Origin of the sequence: Streptomyces sp. BK022 (genome assembly GCF_004217355.1) — a bacterium.
GTDB classification, from domain to species: domain Bacteria; phylum Actinomycetota; class Actinomycetes; order Streptomycetales; family Streptomycetaceae; genus Streptomyces; species Streptomyces griseoluteus.
This window is the reverse complement of the sequence record NZ_SHKU01000004.1, coordinates 462,923-481,120: the sequence shown is the minus strand read 5'-3', so window position 1 is coordinate 481,120 and position 18,198 is coordinate 462,923. Positions and strand designations below refer to the sequence as shown.

The following is an 18,198-nucleotide window of genomic DNA, read 5'->3' as shown; positions in this document are numbered from 1 at the left end:
GACGCCCTCCTCCTCCGACGCCCGGATGCGCCGTCACATCGGCCACCAGCGGCTCGACAACCGCCCGCTGAGGCCGGCGCGGCGGTTGCCGCCAGGCGCCCCGGGTCCGTCACCGGCACTCCCCCGGCTGGTGGCCGCGACGCGGGAGGCCGTCGACCTGTTTCCGTCCGCTCCGGCGGGGACACGACCCGGCGGTGGCCGAGCCCGCCCGGGTCCTCCGGCCCGGTTGCCCCCGACCGGAGTCGGGGTGCGCCCAGCCGCTGAGCCGGTACCGCCCGCGCGCCTCGGGTGCCCGGTGTCAGCGGCTGGGCCGGGGTCAGACGTCGGTGGCGGTCACCGCCGAGGAGTAGACCAGGGCGACCCGGTGGTTGTACTGGATGGTGTACATCTTCCTGGCGCCGACCACGACCGCCCCGGAGGAGAAGTAGTCGTCGGTGTTGGCCGGCGGCCGGGTGGCGACGTACGCCTGACCGGCGGGGACGGTGTAATAGCCGAGCGCCGCCTGGGTGGAGGGGGACAGCCCCGCCGGGTACTCGGACGGGTCGGGGTAGCTGGAGCCGTAGACCGGGACCGGGCTGGTGCCCGCGGCGGAGACCAGGGTGACGCCGAACGCGGGCGTGGTGTTGGCGCCGGCCGGGTTGTGGAACCAGACCTTGGTGCCGCTGTACCAGATGGCGGTCCAGTCGCCCTCGGCGCCGGCCACCACGAACTGCTGGCCCGCCTGCGCGGTGGAGCCCCAGTCGCTGATCCGGTCGGTGCCCTCGGCGCCCTTGTGGATGGCCTGGTCGCCGAAGAGCGGGGCGGTGGCGTCGGGCGCGGTGCGCAGATACACGAAGTCGGCGGCCCGCTGCTCGCGGACGCAGGAGGGGGTGGCGCCGGTGGGGTCGTCCCCGGGGCAGATCTGGACGGTCTGCCGGTTGCCGGCGAAGCCCGGCGCGATCGTCACCGCGGAGCCGACCGGGCCGACCCCGTGCTCCCCGGTCACCGGGGCGCCGAGCAGGCTCATGAAGTGCTCCCAGTCCCAGGCGGTGCCCGGGTCCCAGTGCATGCCGGCGATCAGGCTGGAGCTGGGGCCCGCCACGTCGTCGTGGCCGATGACGTGCTCCCGGTCCAGCGGTATGCCGAAGCGGTCGGCGAGGTAGCGCACCAGGGACGCCGTGGCCTGGTACTGGGACTCGGTGTACCAGGTGGCGCCGTGCGCGGCGTAGCCCTCGTGCTCGATGCCGATGGAGTGCAGGTTCGTCGAGTAGTTGCCCGCGTGGTAGGCGACGTCCTTGGTCGGCACCATCTGGGTCACCGCGCCGTCCGAGGAGCGCATCACATAGTGCGCGGAACTGCCGCCCGGGGTCTGGAACGTGGAGATGGCGGACTGGTACGACGACTCGGTGTCGTGGAGGACGATCGTGTCGATCCGGACACCGCCCGCGGGCCGGTCGGCGACCTGCCCGTTGGACGCCGCCGCCGGCACGAAGGTGCAGGTGACGTCGGACGGGCACTCGGTGGCGGTGGCCGTCACGGCACCGGCCCACTGCCCCTTGACGGGACGGACGTCGCCGTCGGCCGCCATCGACACGCGCTGCCCGTCGGAGGTGGTGCGGGCGGCGCCGGCGCGGAGGGTGGCGAAGACCCGGTCGGCGAAGGCCGCCGCGGTGCGCTTCTGGCCGGAGCCGCTGTAACGGGCCACCGCGCCGTACCACTGGCCGGGGTCCGCCGGGAGGGTGCCGCGTACGGGCTTCTGGTAGGAGGCGAGCAGCGCGGCCCCGCCCGCGATGTTGGCGGCGGGGTCCTCGCGCAGCGTGACCGCGGACACCCCGGTGAGCTCGGCGGCCGCGCGCAGGGTGTGCAGGGCGGGGTCCTTCGCCAGGTCGGCGAGGCCCGCCCGGCCGACCGCTCCGGCCGGGCCGGAGGCCAGCATGGCGGGAGTGACGTCGGTGAGGTGCATCGGCCCGTAGCCGCCGCTGGTGCTCACCCGGCCGGCGTGATCCTCCCACGCCGACTCCTGGTAGGAGACGGCGAGCAACACCTGTACGGGTACGTGGTATTCGGCGGCCGCGGCCGCGAAGGCGTGCTGGCGCGCTCCGGGCTCCGCAGGCGCGGGGGCGGCGGCCCGGGCGGGGGCGGGCACCAGGCCGGTCAGGGCTCCCGCCGTCAGCGCGCCCGCTGCGGCCAGACCGAGCAGCCGACGCCGTACGGCAGGCTTTCGGGCGGCGTTCTCCGTGGTTCTCTTCTTCATTCGTTTCCGCGCTCCATGGCGACCAGGTAAGGGTAAGAAGGCATTCGTCATCGCATTGCCGCCCTTCGTTTCGAGCGTCAATTCCTTTGCGTGTCAACGGTGTTCGAATCGTATGGCCATGGAACTCACCTGCGCGACCAGTCCCGCGGCGGCGCCACGGCATCACCCGATCACCAGGCGCTCGCGGCACGGTCCGGCCGGTCAGGCTAGGTTTTGCCCATGGCTCCACCCCCACGAGCGACGCCCGCGCCGACGCCCGCCACTCTCCCGGACACCGGCCAGGACGGCCTGATCAGGGTTCGTGGTGCCGACGAACACAATCTGCGGCATGTCGATGTGGACGTACCCCGTGACCAGGTCGTGGCCTTCACCGGAGTGTCGGGGTCCGGCAAATCCTCGCTCGCTTTCGCCACGATCTACGCGGAGGCCCAGCAGCGCTACCTGGAGTCCGTCGCGCCGTACGCCAGACGGCTCATCGACCAGGGCGCGGCCCCCAGGGTCGGCTCGATCACCGGTCTGCCGCCCGCCGTGGCGCTGCGCCAGCAGCACAGCGGAGGCAGCACCCGTTCGACGGTGGGCACCGTGAGCCGGATCTCCAACGTGCTGCGCATGCTGTACTCCCGCGCCGGCACCTATCCGGCCGGACGGACGCCGGAGGACCTCGCCGGAACGTTCCCGCGCGACGCCGCGCCGCTGGACTCGGACAGCTTCTCGCCGAACACCGCCGTGGGCGCCTGCCCGACCTGCTCCGGCCTGGGGCGGCTGCACAGCGTCGACGAGAGCAAGCTCGTGGGTGACGACTCCCTGAGCATCCGGGAGGGCGCGATCGCGGCCTGGCCGGGTGCCTGGCAGGGCAAGAACTACCGGGACATCCTCGCCGAGCTGGGCATCGACATCGACGTACCCTTCCGCGAGCTGCCCGCCGCCCGGCGCGAGTGGCTGCTGACCACGGACGAGCAGCCGACGGTCACCGTGCACCCGGTCCGGGACGCGCACCGGGTGCAGCGCTCGTACCAGGGCATCTACATGAGCCCCCGCAAGTGGGTGCTGCACACGTTCGCCACCTCCAAGGCGGCGCATCTGCGGGCGAAGGCCGCCTCGTTCATGGCCGAGGAGATCTGCCCGACCTGCCACGGCAAGCGGCTGAACCCGGAGGCGCTGGCGGTGACCATCGCCGGGCAGGACATCTCGGTGGCCACCTCGATGCCGCTCAGCCAGCTCGCGGCCTTCCTGGAGTCGGCCCGCGACCACCCCGACACCCTGGCCCTGCCGGCCGAGCGCAGGCAGGCCGCGCACGCCCTGATCGGCGGCCTGAAGGACCAGCTCGGCACGCTGACCGACCTGGGCCTCGGCTACCTCGCCACCGGGCGCGCGACCTCCACCCTCTCCAGCGGCGAGCTGCAGCGGCTGCACATGGCCACCCAGCTCCGCAGCGGTCTGTTCGGCGTGCTGTACGTGCTGGACGAGCCCTCGGCCGGGCTGCACGCCGCCGACACGGAACTGCTGCTCACCGCGCTGCGACGGCTTAAGGGGGCCGGGAACAGCGTCTTCGTGGTGGAGCACAACGCGCAGGTCCTCACCTCGGCCGACTGGATCGTCGACATGGGTCCGGGCGCCGGCCGGCACGGCGGCGAGGTCCTGTACAACGGGCCCGCCGAAGGGCTGAGCGACGCCCCGGAGTCGGTGACCGCCCGGTATCTCCCGCCCGACGCGCCCACGGTGCCGGGGCCGAAGGAGCCGCGCCGGCCGGCGGGATGGCTGCGCCTGGACGGGGTCACGGGCCACAACCTCCGTGACGTGGACGCGAGTTTCCCGCTCGGCACGCTCACGGCGGTCACCGGCGTCTCCGGGTCAGGTAAGTCGACCCTGGTCCGGCGCGCGCTCGCGGAGACGGTCCGCGATCATCTGCACGCCGACGAGATGGCCGAGGACATCGCCCGCGGCCCCGCCTCGGTGGAGACCGCCGACGAGGAGGAGGCCGGGGTGCCGGTCTGGGACCTGACGGAGGACCGGGTGACGGTGCGCTCCAGTGCGGGACTCGAGCACATCGACCGCCTGGTGGTCGTGGACCAGAAGCCCATCGGACGTACCCCGCGCTCCAATCTCGCCACCTACACCGGCCTTTTCGACAGCGTCCGCAAGCTGTTCGCCGCCCAGCCGACCGCGCGCGAACTCGGCTACACGGCCAGCCGGTTCTCGTTCAACGTGCCCCAGGGCCGCTGCCCGCACTGCCTGGGCGACGGAGTCGTCAGCATCGAACTCCTCTTCCTACCCACGGAGACCTCCCCCTGCCCGGTCTGCGCGGGCGCGCGCTACAACCCCGGCACGCTGATGGTGCGTTACCGGGACAAGACCATCGCCGACGTGCTGGCGATGAGTGTGGAGGAGGCGCGGGACTTCCTCGCCGATGTGCAGCCCGCCGCCCGCATCCTCAAGCTGCTCTCCGACATCGGACTGGGCTATCTGACGCTGGGTCAGAGTGCCACGACCCTCTCCGGGGGCGAGGCCCAGCGCATCAAGCTGGTGAGCGAGCTGCACCGGGCGCCGCGCGGCCACAGTCTCTACCTGCTGGACGAGCCGACCACGGGACTGCACCCGGCGGACGTGGACCTGCTGATCGGGCAGTTGCAGCGCCTGGTGGACGCCGGGAACACGGTCGTCGTGGTGGAGCACGACCTGCGCACGGTCGCCGCCGCGGACTGGGTCGTGGACCTCGGTCCGGGCGCGGGGGACGACGGGGGCCGCGTCGTCGCCGAGGGCCGGCCCGAGGACGTGGCCCGGGCGGGCGGCACGCCCACCGCCGACCACCTGGGGCGCCGGCTCCTGGCCCGCTGACCCGCGAGGCCGAGGCTTGTCCTTATTTGTCGGCATATCTGATGATTGTCGGTAGCATGGATACGGCCGTAGCCGCGCGAGTGCCGCAGCGCGTCCGCGGGGCTGCCAACCGAGGGGTGCGGGCAGGACGTTCCCCGCCACGGAAGGTGAGCGATCATGACGGGCAAGATGGACGCATCAGAGGCCGCACGCATCATGAGCGACCCGAACGCCACGCCGGAAGAGCGCTCGGTCGCGGCCAGCGCCCTGTCGGACACCGAGCGCGGCCACCACACCAGCAAGCGTGTCGGCTCGGAGGCGGGCCAGCTCCTGGACGACCAGAACATCTCCGAGGACGACCGGTCCGTGGCCGGCAGCGACCTCGAACAGGACCGCAGGCGCAAGGGCCACTGAGCGGTTCCGGCCGAAAACACGCGCCGAGGTGGACGCCGCCCGTCACGCGGCGTCCATCTCGGCGCGCGGACAGCGAAGTTACGCGCCGTCCCCGTCGGCCGCCGCCCGCGCGGTCACCGCCAGGTCGATGAACCGGCGGAGGGTCTCCACGGGCATGTCGAGCCCCTGGGAGGCGGCGTCCTCGTCCCCGAAGACCTCCACCGCCTCCACGACCGCCATGGCCAGCTCGGTCTCCGCCTTGCGCACCTTCACCTCGGCCTTGTCGACCGTGTCGACGACGGCGAGCTGACGACGCTGCCTCTCCTGGAGGCGCTGCTTACGGGACGGCGTCTTGCCGGGGTTCTGCGCGGTCACGATCAAGATCATAAACGGACCGGAGGCCCGGCAGGAAATCGGCAACTACGCGCGGGCGAAGCCCTGTTCAGGCCGACAGCTCCCAGGCGTACGGCGGTTCGGCGCCGGGGCGGGAACAGGTCAGGGCGGCCGCGCGGGCGGCGAAGCCGAGCACGTCACGCCAGACCTCGGCGTCCAGACCCGCGACGGTCGCGTGGCTCAGCGCGTCGATCTCGCGCAGCCGGTGCAGCAGGGCCGCGTTGACCGTGTCGCCCGCCCCGATGGTGTCGGCCACCGTGACCGGTGTACCCGGCACGCTCACCCGGCCCGCGCCCCGGCTCCACACGCTCAGTCCGTCGCCGCCCCGGGTGAGGACGATCGCCGCCGGGCCGCGCTCCAGCCACGCGGACAGGTGGACGTCCAGGGCCTCCCCGGAACCGATGTCCGCGAGCCACGCGGCGTCCTCCACCGACAGCTTCAGCAGGGCCACGTGCGGCAGCCAGGACAGGAACCGCTCCCGGTAGGCGCCGGCGTCCACGATCAGTCCGGCCCGGATGTTGGGGTCGAGGGCGGTGAACACCCCGCGCGCCGACTCCCGCTCCAGCAGCGCCTCGTACGCGCTCGCGCCGGGCTCCAGCACCAGCGAGCAGGTGCCGACGGAGAGGGCGGTGACGCCGTCCGGAAGCGCGGGCGGGAGGGCGAACAGCCGGTCGGCGGTGCCCTCGGTGTAGAAGCCGTAGCCGGCCGAACCGTCGCTGCCCACGTCGGCGACGGCCAGCGTGGTGGGCTCGGGGCCCCGCTGCACCAGCGCGGTGTCGACACCGGCGTCCCGCAGCCCCGACAGCAGGGCGGTGCCGAAGGCGTCGGTGGACACCCGCGAGCAGAACGCCGTCGGGGAGCCGAGGCGACCCAGGGCGACGGCCGCGTTGTACGGGCCGCCGCCGCGCCGCGGGAGGAGCGGCGGCAGGGCGGTCGCCGGATCGGAGGCGGCGGGGGCGGGCACGAGGTCGATGAGTGCCTCGCCGGCGACGACGATCACTGTGCTGTTTCCTTTCGGTGAGCCGTGGTGCGGCGGGGCGAAGTGGGCCGGTGGAGAGCCGGAAGGTCAGTCCGGCGGGCAGCCGCAGGACGTGCGGTGGACGAGGGTGCAGGGCAGCCGGACGGTCCTCGCCGGGCGGTCGGGCGCGTCGAGCCGCTCCAGGAGCAGGCGCAGCGCCAGCCTGCCGAGGTCGCGGCTCGGCTGGCGTACGGCCGTGAGGCTGGGCGAGAAGAGGTCGGCCCATTCGAAGTCGTCGAAGCTGACGAGCGCGATGTCCTCCGGGATGCGCGGGCCCGCGTCGCGGAGCGCCTGGAGCGCGCCGATGGTCATCGCGTTGTTGGCCGCGATCACGGCGGTGGGGGGTGCGGGTGCGGCGAGCAGGCGCTCGGTGGCGAGGCGGGCACCGTCGGAGGCGGAGTGTCCGTGGGCGAGCAGGCCGGGGTCGAAGGGCAGACCGGCCGCGTCCAGGCCCTGACGGTACCCGTCGACGCGTTCGCCGGTGGTGCTCAGTCCGGCGAGTCCGGCCACCATGGCGATCCGGCGGTGCCCGAGCGAGGCCAGGTGCCCGACCAGCTCCCGCACGGGTGCGACGCCGTCGGCGCACACCTGGTCGTACGCGGGTTCCTCGGCCTCGTCGACGAGGCGGTCCAGGAAGACCACCGGGATGTCGGCCCGGTCCAGGTAGGCGAGCAGCGCGGACGGTTCGGCGGACGGGGCGACGATCACGCCGTCCACCCGGCGCTCGTGGAGCATGCGGACCACGCTCAGCTCGTGGGCGGGGTCGTCGTGCGGGTCGGCGATGAGGAGACCGTAGCCGGTGGCGAGGGCCTCGGCCTCGACGCCCTGGAGGATCTCGGTGAAGTACGGGTTGCTGATCGCCGAGACGGCGAGCCCGACCGAGCGGGTGCGGGAGGTGACCAGGGAGCGGGCCAGGGTGTTGTGGATGTAGCCCAGCTCGTCGATGGCGCGCAGCACCGCGTCGCGGGTCGCGGGGCGGACCGGGCGTGTGGCGTTGAGCACGTGGGAGACCGTGGCCACCGAGACACCCGCGTGTCTCGCCACGTCGGCCATCGTCCGCATCGGTTCTCCTTCGTGTGCCCCGTGCCGCGTGTCCGCCCGCCCGCACGGGAGCCGGCCGGGGCCGAGCGGACCGGGGGGAGGCCGGCTCGTCCGTCCATGAGATGCCAAGGACCTATCAAATGTCACACGTAAGCGTTTGCGCAAACGCTTACGCGCGGATTAGGTTTCGCGACGTCTTCGGACATCCGTCCGCACACCGCTGTGAGGAGGCGCCATGCGCGCTGTCGTGGTCACCCAGCCGGGAAGCGCCGAGCCGGCCGTCATACCCGATCCGAGTCCCGGTCCCTCGGAGGTGGTGGTCCGCGTCAGCTCCTGCGGCCTGTGCGGGACGGACATGCACATCCTGGGCGGCGAGCTGCCGTCCGTGCCCTACCCGCTGATCCCCGGCCACGAGCTGACGGGTGTCGTGGTGGAGACCGGCAAGGACGTGCTCTTCCCGGCTGTCGGCCGGCGCGTCGCCGTCGACCCCAACACCCCCTGCGGCGCCTGCCATTACTGCCGGATCGGCCGCGGCAACCTCTGCGAGCACTACACGGCGGTCGGCGTCACCCGCAACGGCGGCTTCGCCGAGTACGTGGCCGTCCCCGCCGCCCGCTGCCACGTCCTGCCCGACTCCCTGTCCGAGGCCGCGGCCGGACTGGTCGAGCCGCTCTCCTGCGCCGTCCACGGTCTGAGCCGGCTCCCCCGGCGGCCGGGCGAGCACTACCTCGTCTACGGCGCCGGAACCATGGGCCTGATGATGGCGGCCCTGGTCGGCAACGCGGGCGCGGCCTCCGTGTCCGTGGTCGACCCCAACGTCCGCCGCCTGGAGCTGGCCCGGCGCATGGGCGCGGACGCCACGGCCACGAACGCCGAGGAACTGGGCCGGGAGCACGGCTTCGAGGTCGTCATCGACGCCACCGGTGTCATCGCGGCCATCGAGGACGGCCTCGGCCGGGTCCGCAAGGGGGGTACCTTCCTCCAGTTCGGGGTCGCCGACCCGGCCCGGCGGGCCACCTTCTCGCCCTTCATGGTCTACAACCGCGAGATCGACATCATCGGCTCCATGGCGGTGCACAACGGGTTCCAGCCCGCCGTGGAGATCCTCGCGGGGGGTCTGGACCTGGACCCGCTGGTCAGCGACGTGCTTCCGCTGGAGAGCTTCGACGAGGCGGTCAGCCTCTTCCGCGCCGGCACCGGACAGAAGATCCACCTCGCCCCGCAGGCGGACGACCCGCGAACGGCGGCGATCCGTTCGGCGGCCGCGCTCACGGACCCCGCCTCGTGAGCGGCCCGCCGGAGGCGGCACCCGAGCGGCGCCCACGAGTGCGCAACGCCCTGATCTGGGTGTTCGGCGCCCTCGGCGGCATCCTGTGGGGGTACGACACGGGGGTGATCTCCGGCGCGATGCTGTTCATCCGCCGGGACATCGCCCTCTCCCCGCTGCTGGAGGGTCTGGTCGTCTCGGGGCTGCTGGTCGGCGCGATGGCGGGCGCCGGGCTGGCCGGAAAACTCTCCGACGCCTGGGGCAGGCGCCGTCTGATCCTGGGCGCCGCGCTCGTCTTCATCGTCGGCACGGTGGGCGCGGCCCTCTCCTCCGAGGCGTCGCTGCTCATCGGGGCGCGGATGCTGATCGGAGTGGGCGTCGGCATCGCCTCGGTCGTGGTGCCGCTGTACCTGACCGAGCTGGCGCCGGTGGAGGTGCGCGGAGGGCTCGCCTCCCTCATGCAGCTCCTGGTGACGGTGGGCATCTTCCTGGCCTACCTCACCGACTACGCTCTGGCCCCGGCGCACGCCTGGCGCTGGATGATCGGGCTCGGCGTGCTCCCGGCGGCGGTCCTCGCGCTCGGCATCCTCACCCAGCCCGAGAGCCCCCGCTGGCTGGTGGGACACGGCCGCCGGGACGACGCACGCGAGGTGCTGACCCGTCTGCGGGGTGACGGCGAGGTGGCCCGCGCCGAACTGCTCGACATCGAGCGGACGCTGGAGGAGGAGCGCGCCGAGACACGGCGGCTGACGCTGCGCGACCTGCTCTCCCCCAGGCTCCGGCCCATGCTGCTCGTCGGCCTGCTGCTGGTGTTCTTCCAGAACTTCGGCGGCATCAACACGATCATCTACTACGCCCCGACGCTGCTGACCAGCATCGGCTTCGGGGACAACGGCGCGATCCTCGCCAACGTCGGCGTCGGCGTGGTCAACATGCTGATGACCCTCCCGGCGATGCGCCTGATCGACCGCCGCGGGCGCCGGCCCCTGCTGCTGTGGGGCTCGGCCGGGATGTGCGCCGGCATGGTCGTGCTGGCCGCCGTGAACCTCACGCCGCTCGGCGACGGCTCGCTGCTCGCCCCGCTGACGCTCTTCGGCGTGGCGCTGTACGTGGCCGCGTTCGCCATGTCGTGGGGACCGGTGCAGTGGGTGATGCTGCCCGAGCTGTTCCCGACCCGCATCCGCGCGGGCGCGGTGGGCGTGTGCGTGGTGTTCAACTGGCTGTTCAACATGACCGTGGCGCTGGTCTTCCCCTCCCTCCTGCACGCGTGGGGCGCGGGCGCCAACTTCGTGATCTTCGCCGTGACGACCCTGGCCTCCGGCGTCTTCGTCAGGAAGCTGCTGCCGGAGACGCGGGGGCGGACGCTGGAGCAGATCGAACGGGACCTGCTGCGTCGCGGCGACGAGGCTCCAAAGCCGGCCCCCTCGACGGTGTCGGTGGGCTGAACGGATCCGGGGCCCGGCGTCGCGCCGGGCCCCGGAGGCTCACTACTCGAAGAACTTCAGCCCCCACCCGGTGTCCGAGGTGGGTCCGGGCACGTTGGCGCGCCGATATGTGGTGTCGCCCCACCACGCGAACGACCCGGTGTACCAGTACCGGTTGTCCCAGGAGTAGGGCGTGCCCTTGGCCACCGCGTGGAACATCAGCGGGAAGCGCGGCCCGGCCGGCGGACTGGTGGCGATGTCCCCGTTGAGCAGGACGAACGTGTGGTGGCCGGGACCATTGACGTACAGCGTCGGGTCCCAGCCGGCCATCATGGTCGAGCGGTTGGAGCCGAAGAGGCAGCCGTTGGACTTGTACCAGTCCCACACGTACGTCGGATCGCCGCCGGCCCGCAGCCGCAGGTCGGCCAGGCAGTACTGGTCGCTCCAGCTGCCGTTGGCCGAGTAGACGATGTGGAGTTGCCCGTTGGGGTCCCGGATCGCCTCGGGCGCCTCGTTGATGTACGGGTTGCCGACCACCCGCTCCCAGCTCTCCCGCGGCTGGGAGATGACGTACCGGGCGCCGGTAGGTGTGGTGGGACTGCTCATCCGGGCGATGTAGAGGTTCTGCTCGACGTTGGTGTCCCCGGCCCAGCCCGACCAGACGAACCAGCGCTGCCCGTTGAAGGTGAACATCGTGCCGTCGATGGCCCACTTGTCGTCCGGGAGCGCGAGCCGGGTCTCGCCGCCGTAGCCGCTGTCGGGGACGGCGGAGCTGATGACGTACATCCGGTGCGCCGCGCCCCGTCCGGCGGTGAAGTAGATGTAGTAGCGCCCGCCGTCCGTGGTCAGTTCCGGCGCCCACACCTCCCCGCGCCCCTGGGTGTCCGACCACACCTGCCGGGCGGGCGCGGAGGCGAGCCCGGCGGTGGAGGACGCCTGCCGTACCGCGATCCCCGCACCGGTGGACTGCGCCGATATGTAGGTGGAGCCCACCCTGATGACACTCGGGTCGGCCGCCCGCATCGACGTCTGCTCCGCCGTGGCCGGTCCGGCGGCGGAGACCGACAGCAGCGCGGCGAGGACGGCCAGCACCGTGACCACGAGGGCAGCTTGGAGGCTGCGAAATGGTTTCATGCGGGTCTTCTACATCGATGCAAGGGCACTGCCCAGCCCTCCTGCCGCCTCAAGGCCCCCGGATGTCCCGGCCGTTGAGCTCGCCCGAGGCGGCATGGGCCCCTACTAGGGAACCTTCACCTCGACCCGTGCCGTGTTGTTCCGCAGACGGGGGTCCCGGACCCGGTACATCGTCGTCACATAGCCGGTGCTCGACTTTGCGGGCTTGTCGATGCGGAGCTCGAAACGCTGTCGTTCCACATGTCCGACCTGGAATTGAGGACCGGCCTGGTGGCCGCAACTGTAGCCACGGCCCTTGGGCTTGCCGAGTCCCATGAAGCCCTTGAGGCCGGAGGCGGGACGGCTCTTCTCGTATGCGACACAGTGGGGCGGCGCGTGCACCACTGTCACCCCGGAGGGAACGGAGAACCACAACGCTCCCGCATTGCCGGTCTGCTCCTCGGGCCTCTCGTCCCTCTCTCCCGGACCGAGGTTGCGGACGGTGAGCTCCACCGGCACGACGTCTCCGGGACGGCCGCGCACGGTGGCCCCACCGACGACGAAGTCCGCAGTGTTCCGCACGTCGACCGTGCTGGAAAGGTCGTATGCGACGTCGTCCGGGCGCAGGGAGGTGGTGGCGCCGGTGCGGGGCACGGCGGTCAGCTCGTTCGGCCCGTCGCCCTGCTCATCGTTCTCCCGCTGGATCTCACCCGGTGGCGCCCCGGCCGGCATCTCGCGCACCCGGTAGCCGATGTCCTCGTACATCGCGTGGGCGCCGATCCGGAGCGCGCCGAAGTCGAAGTCGTAGGAGGCGTACGGAGCGAACGGGCCCTTCAGCTTGCACTCGACGCGCGTGGTGCCGGTCTCCACGTCGGGCTGCCATACACAGTTGCGGAATCGCTCGGTGAGGGACAGGCCCTGCGACAGTGTGAGAGAGACCCTGACGGCTTCGAGGGTGCTACGGGAGTAGTTGGTGAAGCCGCCGGGCAACGGCATCGTCTCTCCGGGGGCGGGGCGGACCCGCTTCGGAGCCCCACGGTCGAACTCGGGGCCGGTCTCGTCGACAGCCACCGTGAAGCGGTTCGTGACCGGCGGGCCGTCCCCGGTCGTGGCGGCTATCCGCACCATCTGGTACGTGCCGACGGCGGAGGCCTTCAGACCGCCCGTCCGCACGTCTCCGATCTTCACGGGCACACCGGACCGCACGGGCCCGATGCCGCGGCACTCGCCCACCAGGTCGCCGTCGGGGTCGCAGGGCACGTCCACGTCGTCCGAGACGTTTCCCAGCGCGGAGGCGTCGATGGTCACGGAGACATCGGTGATGTCCCGTCGTCCCAGGTTGGACACCCAGACGTCTTCGGTATATCCCGGATGGTTGGCCGCCTGCATGATGATCGACGATCTGACGACGACGGCGAGGGAACGATTCGAGCCCTCCGGCCGCTCGGTGTCGGCGATGGCGGCGGGTCCGGTACCCAGCAGGGCGCAGGCGGCCAGGAACACGTGCGGGAGATTCCTCAGCCTCCGGTTCATCGGTCGCCCCCCGCCGTGCGGGCGGCCCTGGCACGACGCCGCAGCCACAGAACGCCCCCGCCCAGCGCCAGGACCGCGGCGAGGAGGGAGCCGACGGCCCGCACCGTGGAGGAGGCCGTCGGGGCGCCCACGATGTCGACCGTGATGGCCGCGGAGTTGTTGGACAGGTCACCGTCTCCGTCCTTGAAGTCGCGGCGGTCCGGCATCGCGATCCTCCCGGGCGTGTCGTCCGTCCCGTCGATACGGAACGTGAACGGGAAGTGCTCGAACTGCCCTGGCGTCATGGTCGATCTCTTGTCCGTGCGCTGCTGCCAACACGCGTACCTGGTGACAACCGGTCCGCTCCTGCCCTTGGCCTCACTCCGCTCGCCCTGGCAGTTACGGGGAGCCTTCACGACCTTCAGCGCCGGCGGCAGCGTCAGTCGGGCCACGACCGCCGTCTCGTTGTCCTCCTCGTCGTCGAAGACAGCGCCCACGCTCGTGGGACCGTTGTTCACGAAGAAGAAGTCGCCCTTCACCAGGTCACCCGGCTTGCCACGCAGGGCCACCGCGTTGACCGCCAGGTCGTGGAGCGTGCCGATCTCGACGGCGGTGGACGCCGGGGCCAGCGGGTCCGCCGGCTCCGGCCGTATGCGGCCCTCGACACGGTCGCGCTCCATCAACTCGAGCACCTTCCCGGCGCCGCGGCGCGCCGATGGTGGGGTCGCGGCATCACTCCGGTCGGCGGTCACGCGGTAGGAGATGCGTCCGTCCCGGGCCGCCGGACCGATCAGGACGCCGCCGAGGTCCAGGTCGTAGGACCGGCCGGGCCGTACCGGGCCATCGAGCCGGCAGACCACGCGGTTCACCCGGAGCGTCGCGTCCGCCGTGGCGTACCGGCAATTGCGGTACTCGCTGGTGAGGGAGAAGGAGCGGTCGAGGTCGATCCGCAGGTACACGGTGTCGAGCGTCCGGTCGGTGCCGTTGGTGATCCCCCCGGACAGGTCGTACGAGCTCCCGGCCTTCGTGGTGATCTTTTCGATCGCCTCGTCGAAGCGGAGCCCGTCCTCCTCCGCGACGGCAGGATGCGCCGTGCCCAGCGTCAGCAGCAGGCCGGCCGCCAAGGCGGCCGACCCGGCTCGCCACCCCCCGGTACGCGTTGTTCCACCTGGCACAGATCCTCCGAACGTCATGGAACGCCGGTGGACCGACTTCTCCGGGGCCGGTACCGGACGCTTGCTCACCGCATGCGACTCGGATCACGACGTGAAGGTTGTACGGGATCAGGTCGACCGCGAACGCCTCGGCGGCGGCCACCTCGGACACTCGTGCGGGTGGTGGCGCTCATCGAGCCGCTCGAAGGGCTCGCGGTGCGGGTCGCGGCCGAGACGCAGGACTTCTGGCGCGACGAACTCTGGAGGGGTGTCCGTCAGCGGGTGCGTTCGTAGTGACGTCGCGCCTTCTCACGGTTGCCGCAGACGGCCATGGAGCACCAACGGGCCCGGTTGGCGCGGCTGCGGTCGAGCAGGAACAGCCGGCAGTCGGTGTTGGCACACGGTCGCAGCCGGCCGGGCATGCGCTCCTCGGTATCGGCCCAGGCAAGGATCACCTCGACGGCCAGCCGGGCGTGCGGGGCGGTCCTGAGCGTCCACCGAAGACCCTCCGCAGTGGCCTCCGGAACCCGCTGGACCTCCTCGAGCAGCGGCTGCAGCGCCTCAGGCGAGCGCTCTGCGCCCACGATGTCCCGGAGGACGTCGCGCGTCTCACGCAGCAGCGCCAGCTCCGCGGTACTGCCGTCGCCACCGCGCTCCCGCGCCCAGCGTCGGCCTTCGGCCGGATCGGCGAGGACGTCCTGTTCCCTGCCGTCGACCAGCGGCCTGCTGTTGAGCAGGTCGAGCAGCGTATTCATCAGACACTCCCCTCTAACCACATCGAAGCGCTTGACAGGTTAGTGGAAGCATGCTTGCGTGGCCAGAGATAACCGGATAACGCACCTGAAGGGGTTAGACATGAACTCGGTGCACCACCGGACCGCCCTCATCGACGGCCACGAGATCTTCTACCGCGAGGCCGGGCCTGCCGACGCTCCCGCGATCGTCCTGCTGCACGGCTACCCGACCAGCTCGTTCATGTTCCGCGAGCTCATCCCGCTGCTGGCCGACGACTACCATGTCATCGCGCCGGACCACCTCGGCTTCGGCCTCTCCGACGCCCCGGACGCAGCGGACTTCGCCTACACCTTCGACGCCCTCGCCGAGATCACCTCCCACCTGCTCGACCACCTGGGCCTGGACCGCTACGCCCTCTACGTCCAGGACTACGGCGCTCCCGTCGGCTGGCGCCTCGCCCTCAAGAACCCCGAGCGGATCTCCGCCCTCGTCACCCAGAACGGCAACGGTTACGAGGACGGTTTCGTCGAGTCGTTCTGGACCGACGTCTGGGCCTACGGGGCGAACCCCGGCCCGGACACCGAACCCGCCGTACGCACCGCGCTGAGCCGCGACGCCATCCGCTGGCAGTATCTGCACGGCGTCCCCGACCCGAGCGTGGTCAGCCCGGACACCTGGGAGCACGACTTCGCCCTGGTCTCCCGCGCGGGCAACGACGAGGTTCAGCTCGCCCTGTTCCGCGACTACGGCAACAACCGCCCGCTCTATCCGCCGCTGCACGACTTCCTGCGCACCAGCGAGGTCCCGGTGCTCGCCGTGTGGGGGCGCAACGACGAGATCTTCGGGCCAGCCGGCGCGGAAGCGTTCGCCCGCGACGCCAAGGACGCGGAGGTACACCTGATCGACGGCGGCCACTTCCTGCTCGAGAGCCACCTCGATGTCGTCGCAGGGCATCTGCGCGGCTTCCTCGGCCGGGTACTGGGGGTGCCGCCAGGCGGCAGCGGCCGAGGGTGAGCACCTGACGGCAGCCGGGAACATCAGACAAGCTCGGCCGCGAGCAGGTCCATCAGCAGGCCGTCACGCCACAGGCCGGTGCGGTGGTCGAGTTCGTAGGCGCGCATGACTCCGACGGGTCTGAACCCGACCTTGCCGTAACAGCGGATCGCCGCGGTGTTGGCCGCGGCGGGGTCGATGGTCAGCCGGTGGTGCCCGCGTTCCGTCACCAAGTACCGGGCCAGTGTGCGCACCGCGTCCGTACCGAGGCCCCGGCCGTGCTGCCGCGCCGTCAGGAAGATGTCAATACCGGCATGGCGGTACTCGGGGTCGTTCTCTTCATGGAACTGGATGGCGCCGATGACGGCTCCGTCGAGTACGACGGCGAGCATGCCCGTGTAGGTCTCCGGAGGAGGCCACCACACAGCGACCTCCGGTTCCCGCACGATCCGCTCGAGAACCGCGACGTCGCCCTCGGCCACCGGTCTCAACACCACCCTGCTACCGCGCAGTTCCATAGGTTCATTTGAACCCGGCCGCCCCGGGGCGCGGACTCGGAACGCGAACATAGCCCGGCATGGATGCCGCACGCACACTCCCGGCTCAAACTATGTAGCCCCACCACATGTGCCCCTGACCTGCCCCTTCCTACGGTGTGCCGACACCCCCCGTCCCCACCGCACACAAGGAAGTGGCGCACATGGCACCCGACCACACCGCTCCCCCGCCTCCGGCGAAGCTCCCCCGCATCGTCGCCGCCAGCCTCATCGGCACCACCATCGAGTGGTACGACTTCTTTCTGTACGGGTCGGCGGCGGCCCTGGTGTTCAACAAGTTGTTCTTTCCGGACTCCGACCCGCTGGTGGGGACGCTGCTGGCATTCGTGACGTACGCGGCCGGGTTCGCGGCGCGGCCGCTCGGGGCGTTGGTGTTCGGGCACTTCGGGGACCGGCTGGGGCGCAAGAAGCTGCTGGTGCTGAGTCTGCTGCTGATGGGCGGCGCGACGTTCGCCATCGGCCTGCTGCCCACCCACGCCACCATCGGTACCGCCGCACCGGTGCTGCTCACCGCGCTGCGGCTGGTGCAGGGCTTCGCGCTGGGCGGTGAGTGGGGCGGCGCCGTCCTGCTCGTGTCCGAGCACGGGGACGCGCGCAGGCGCGGCTTCTGGGCCTCGTGGCCCCAGACCGGCGCGCCCGCCGGGCAGTTGCTCGCCACGGGTGTGCTGTCCCTGCTCACCGCCACTCTCTCGGACGACGCCTTCACCGCCTGGGGCTGGCGCATCCCCTTCCTGCTCTCCGGCGTGCTGGTGGTGGTGGGGCTGTGGATACGCCTCTCCGTCGACGAGTCGCCCGTCTTCAAGCAGGCGTTGGCCCGCGCCGAGGCACGGCAGGGCGAGGCGGCGGAGAAGCTGCCGCTGGTGTCGGTGCTGCGCCACCAGTGGCGCGAGGTGCTCATCGCCATGGGCGCCCGCCTGGCGGAGAACATCAGCTACTACGTCATCACCGCCTTCATCCTCGTCTACGCCACCACCGCCGCCGACCTCTCCAAGCAGACCGCGCTCAACGCCGTACTCATCGGTTCGGCCGTCCACTTCGCGGTGATCCCGGCCTGGGGCGCGCTCTCGGACCGCGTCGGCCGGCGGCCGGTGTACCTGTTCGGCGCGGCCGGCGTGGGCCTGTGGATCTTCCCGTTCTTCGCGCTGGTGGACGCGGGCACCTTCGGTCGGCTGGTGCTGGCCGTTGTTGTGGGCCTGATCCTCCACGGCGCCATGTACGCGCCGCAGGCCGCCTTCTTCGCGGAGATGTTCGCCACCCGCGTCCGCTACTCCGGCGCTTCCATCGGTGCCCAGTTCTCCTCCGTGGCGGCCGGCGCCCCGGCCCCGCTGATCGCCACCGCGCTGCTCGCGGAGTACGACAGCGCGACCCCGATCGCCCTCTACGTCATCGGAGCCGTCCTGCTCACCCTGGTCGCCGTGGGCGTGGCCCGCGAGACCCGCGACCGGGACCTCGCCGACGTCACGGCCGACGGCGCCCCGTCAGCGCCGGTGGACACGGTCGCGAAGACCACGGCCCCCTGACCGACGCCGGCCGGCATCCTCCGCGGGTGCC

General features: G+C 71.7%; 15 protein-coding genes. 6 read left to right on the top strand and 9 right to left on the bottom strand.

Going from position 1 to position 18,198, the window contains the following annotated elements; genetic code table 11:
* Positions 1-316: 316 nt before the first annotated feature.
* Positions 317-2,233 carry an N-acetylmuramoyl-L-alanine amidase gene (locus EV284_RS18930; RefSeq protein WP_130335645.1) on the bottom strand — a complete coding sequence of 639 codons (1,917 nt, stop codon included), beginning with the start codon at positions 2,231-2,233 and terminating at the stop codon, positions 317-319.
* 219 nt (positions 2,234-2,452) lie between these two features.
* Here EV284_RS18930 and EV284_RS18925 point away from each other — a divergent pair, with 219 nt between their 5' ends.
* Together EV284_RS18925 and EV284_RS18920 are read left to right on the top strand one after the other, a co-directional pair.
* Complete coding sequence (locus EV284_RS18925; protein ID WP_130335643.1) at positions 2,453-5,068, top strand: excinuclease ABC subunit UvrA; 2,616 nt, start codon at positions 2,453-2,455, stop codon at positions 5,066-5,068.
* Between the two features lie 156 nt (positions 5,069-5,224).
* Positions 5,225-5,461, top strand: a complete 237-nt coding sequence (locus EV284_RS18920; RefSeq protein WP_030803808.1) for a hypothetical protein — start codon at positions 5,225-5,227, stop codon at positions 5,459-5,461.
* A 78-nt stretch (positions 5,462-5,539) separates the two neighbouring features.
* Here the strand turns inward: EV284_RS18920 and EV284_RS18915 are convergent, their stop codons facing one another.
* From EV284_RS18915 to EV284_RS18905, 3 genes are all read right to left on the bottom strand, one after another.
* Positions 5,540-5,815, bottom strand: coding sequence for a hypothetical protein (locus EV284_RS18915; protein ID WP_242625722.1), 276 nt, complete (start codon positions 5,813-5,815; stop codon positions 5,540-5,542).
* A gap of 67 nt (positions 5,816-5,882) precedes the next feature.
* Positions 5,883-6,833, bottom strand: coding sequence for a carbohydrate kinase (locus EV284_RS18910; RefSeq protein ID WP_130335639.1), 951 nt, complete (start codon positions 6,831-6,833; stop codon positions 5,883-5,885).
* A 66-nt stretch (positions 6,834-6,899) separates the two neighbouring features.
* Complete coding sequence (locus EV284_RS18905; protein ID WP_130335637.1) at positions 6,900-7,913, bottom strand: LacI family DNA-binding transcriptional regulator; 1,014 nt, start codon at positions 7,911-7,913, stop codon at positions 6,900-6,902.
* Between the two features lie 214 nt (positions 7,914-8,127).
* On the opposite strand from EV284_RS18905, the gene EV284_RS18900 reads away from it, so the two are divergent.
* The gene (locus EV284_RS18900; protein ID WP_130335635.1) at positions 8,128-9,180 is read left to right on the top strand and encodes a zinc-dependent alcohol dehydrogenase family protein; all 1,053 of its coding nucleotides are present in this window, start codon (positions 8,128-8,130) and stop codon (positions 9,178-9,180) included.
* On the top strand, positions 9,177-10,604 hold the full coding sequence (locus tag EV284_RS18895; RefSeq protein WP_130335633.1) for a sugar porter family MFS transporter: 1,428 nt from the start codon (positions 9,177-9,179) through the stop codon (positions 10,602-10,604). The genes EV284_RS18900 and EV284_RS18895 overlap by 4 nt, the downstream gene beginning before the upstream one ends.
* A gap of 42 nt (positions 10,605-10,646) precedes the next feature.
* On the opposite strand, the gene EV284_RS18890 is transcribed toward EV284_RS18895, so the two are convergent.
* From EV284_RS18890 to EV284_RS18875, 4 genes are all read right to left on the bottom strand, one after another.
* Positions 10,647-11,717 carry a glycoside hydrolase family 43 protein gene (locus EV284_RS18890; protein ID WP_130335631.1) on the bottom strand — a complete coding sequence of 357 codons (1,071 nt, stop codon included), beginning with the start codon at positions 11,715-11,717 and terminating at the stop codon, positions 10,647-10,649.
* Positions 11,718-11,822: 105 nt separating this feature from the next.
* Entirely contained in the window at positions 11,823-13,229 is a 1,407-nt protein-coding gene (locus tag EV284_RS18885) for a hypothetical protein (protein WP_130335629.1), read from the bottom strand.
* A complete protein-coding gene (locus EV284_RS18880) occupies positions 13,226-14,332 on the bottom strand; it encodes a hypothetical protein (protein WP_130335627.1) in 1,107 nt (368 codons plus the stop codon). Before EV284_RS18880 ends, EV284_RS18885 begins: the two co-directional genes overlap by 4 nt.
* 305 nt (positions 14,333-14,637) lie before the next feature.
* Positions 14,638-15,117: a CGNR zinc finger domain-containing protein gene (locus EV284_RS18875; RefSeq protein ID WP_130335625.1), complete on the bottom strand. Its 480-nt coding sequence runs from the start codon at positions 15,115-15,117 to the stop codon at positions 14,638-14,640.
* Between the two features lie 100 nt (positions 15,118-15,217).
* Here EV284_RS18875 and EV284_RS18870 point away from each other — a divergent pair, with 100 nt between their 5' ends.
* Positions 15,218-16,111: an alpha/beta hydrolase gene (locus EV284_RS18870; RefSeq protein ID WP_130335623.1), complete on the top strand. Its 894-nt coding sequence runs from the start codon at positions 15,218-15,220 to the stop codon at positions 16,109-16,111.
* Positions 16,112-16,134: 23 nt separating this feature from the next.
* Here the strand turns inward: EV284_RS18870 and aac(6') are convergent, their stop codons facing one another.
* The gene (aac(6'), locus tag EV284_RS18865) at positions 16,135-16,608 is read right to left on the bottom strand and encodes an aminoglycoside 6'-N-acetyltransferase (protein ID WP_130335621.1); all 474 of its coding nucleotides are present in this window, start codon (positions 16,606-16,608) and stop codon (positions 16,135-16,137) included.
* A gap of 182 nt (positions 16,609-16,790) precedes the next feature.
* On the opposite strand from aac(6'), the gene EV284_RS18860 reads away from it, so the two are divergent.
* Positions 16,791-18,167: an MFS transporter gene (locus EV284_RS18860; RefSeq protein ID WP_130335619.1), complete on the top strand. Its 1,377-nt coding sequence runs from the start codon at positions 16,791-16,793 to the stop codon at positions 18,165-18,167.
* The last annotated feature ends 31 nt before the right edge of the window (positions 18,168-18,198 follow it).

Coding starts and splice junctions, on each gene's coding strand:
- EV284_RS18930 (WP_130335645.1), bottom strand. CDS start 2,233: ATGAAGAAGAGAACCACGGAGAACGCCGCCCGAAAGCCTGCCGTACGG.
- EV284_RS18925 (WP_130335643.1), top strand. CDS start 2,453: ATGGCTCCACCCCCACGAGCGACGCCCGCGCCGACGCCCGCCACTCTC.
- EV284_RS18920 (WP_030803808.1), top strand. CDS start 5,225: ATGACGGGCAAGATGGACGCATCAGAGGCCGCACGCATCATGAGCGAC.
- EV284_RS18905 (WP_130335637.1), bottom strand. CDS start 7,913: ATGCGGACGATGGCCGACGTGGCGAGACACGCGGGTGTCTCGGTGGCC.
- EV284_RS18900 (WP_130335635.1), top strand. CDS start 8,128: ATGCGCGCTGTCGTGGTCACCCAGCCGGGAAGCGCCGAGCCGGCCGTC.
- EV284_RS18890 (WP_130335631.1), bottom strand. CDS start 11,717: ATGAAACCATTTCGCAGCCTCCAAGCTGCCCTCGTGGTCACGGTGCTG.
- EV284_RS18885 (WP_130335629.1), bottom strand. CDS start 13,229: ATGAACCGGAGGCTGAGGAATCTCCCGCACGTGTTCCTGGCCGCCTGC.
- EV284_RS18875 (WP_130335625.1), bottom strand. CDS start 15,117: ATGAATACGCTGCTCGACCTGCTCAACAGCAGGCCGCTGGTCGACGGC.
- EV284_RS18870 (WP_130335623.1), top strand. CDS start 15,218: ATGAACTCGGTGCACCACCGGACCGCCCTCATCGACGGCCACGAGATC.
- EV284_RS18860 (WP_130335619.1), top strand. CDS start 16,791: ATGGCACCCGACCACACCGCTCCCCCGCCTCCGGCGAAGCTCCCCCGC.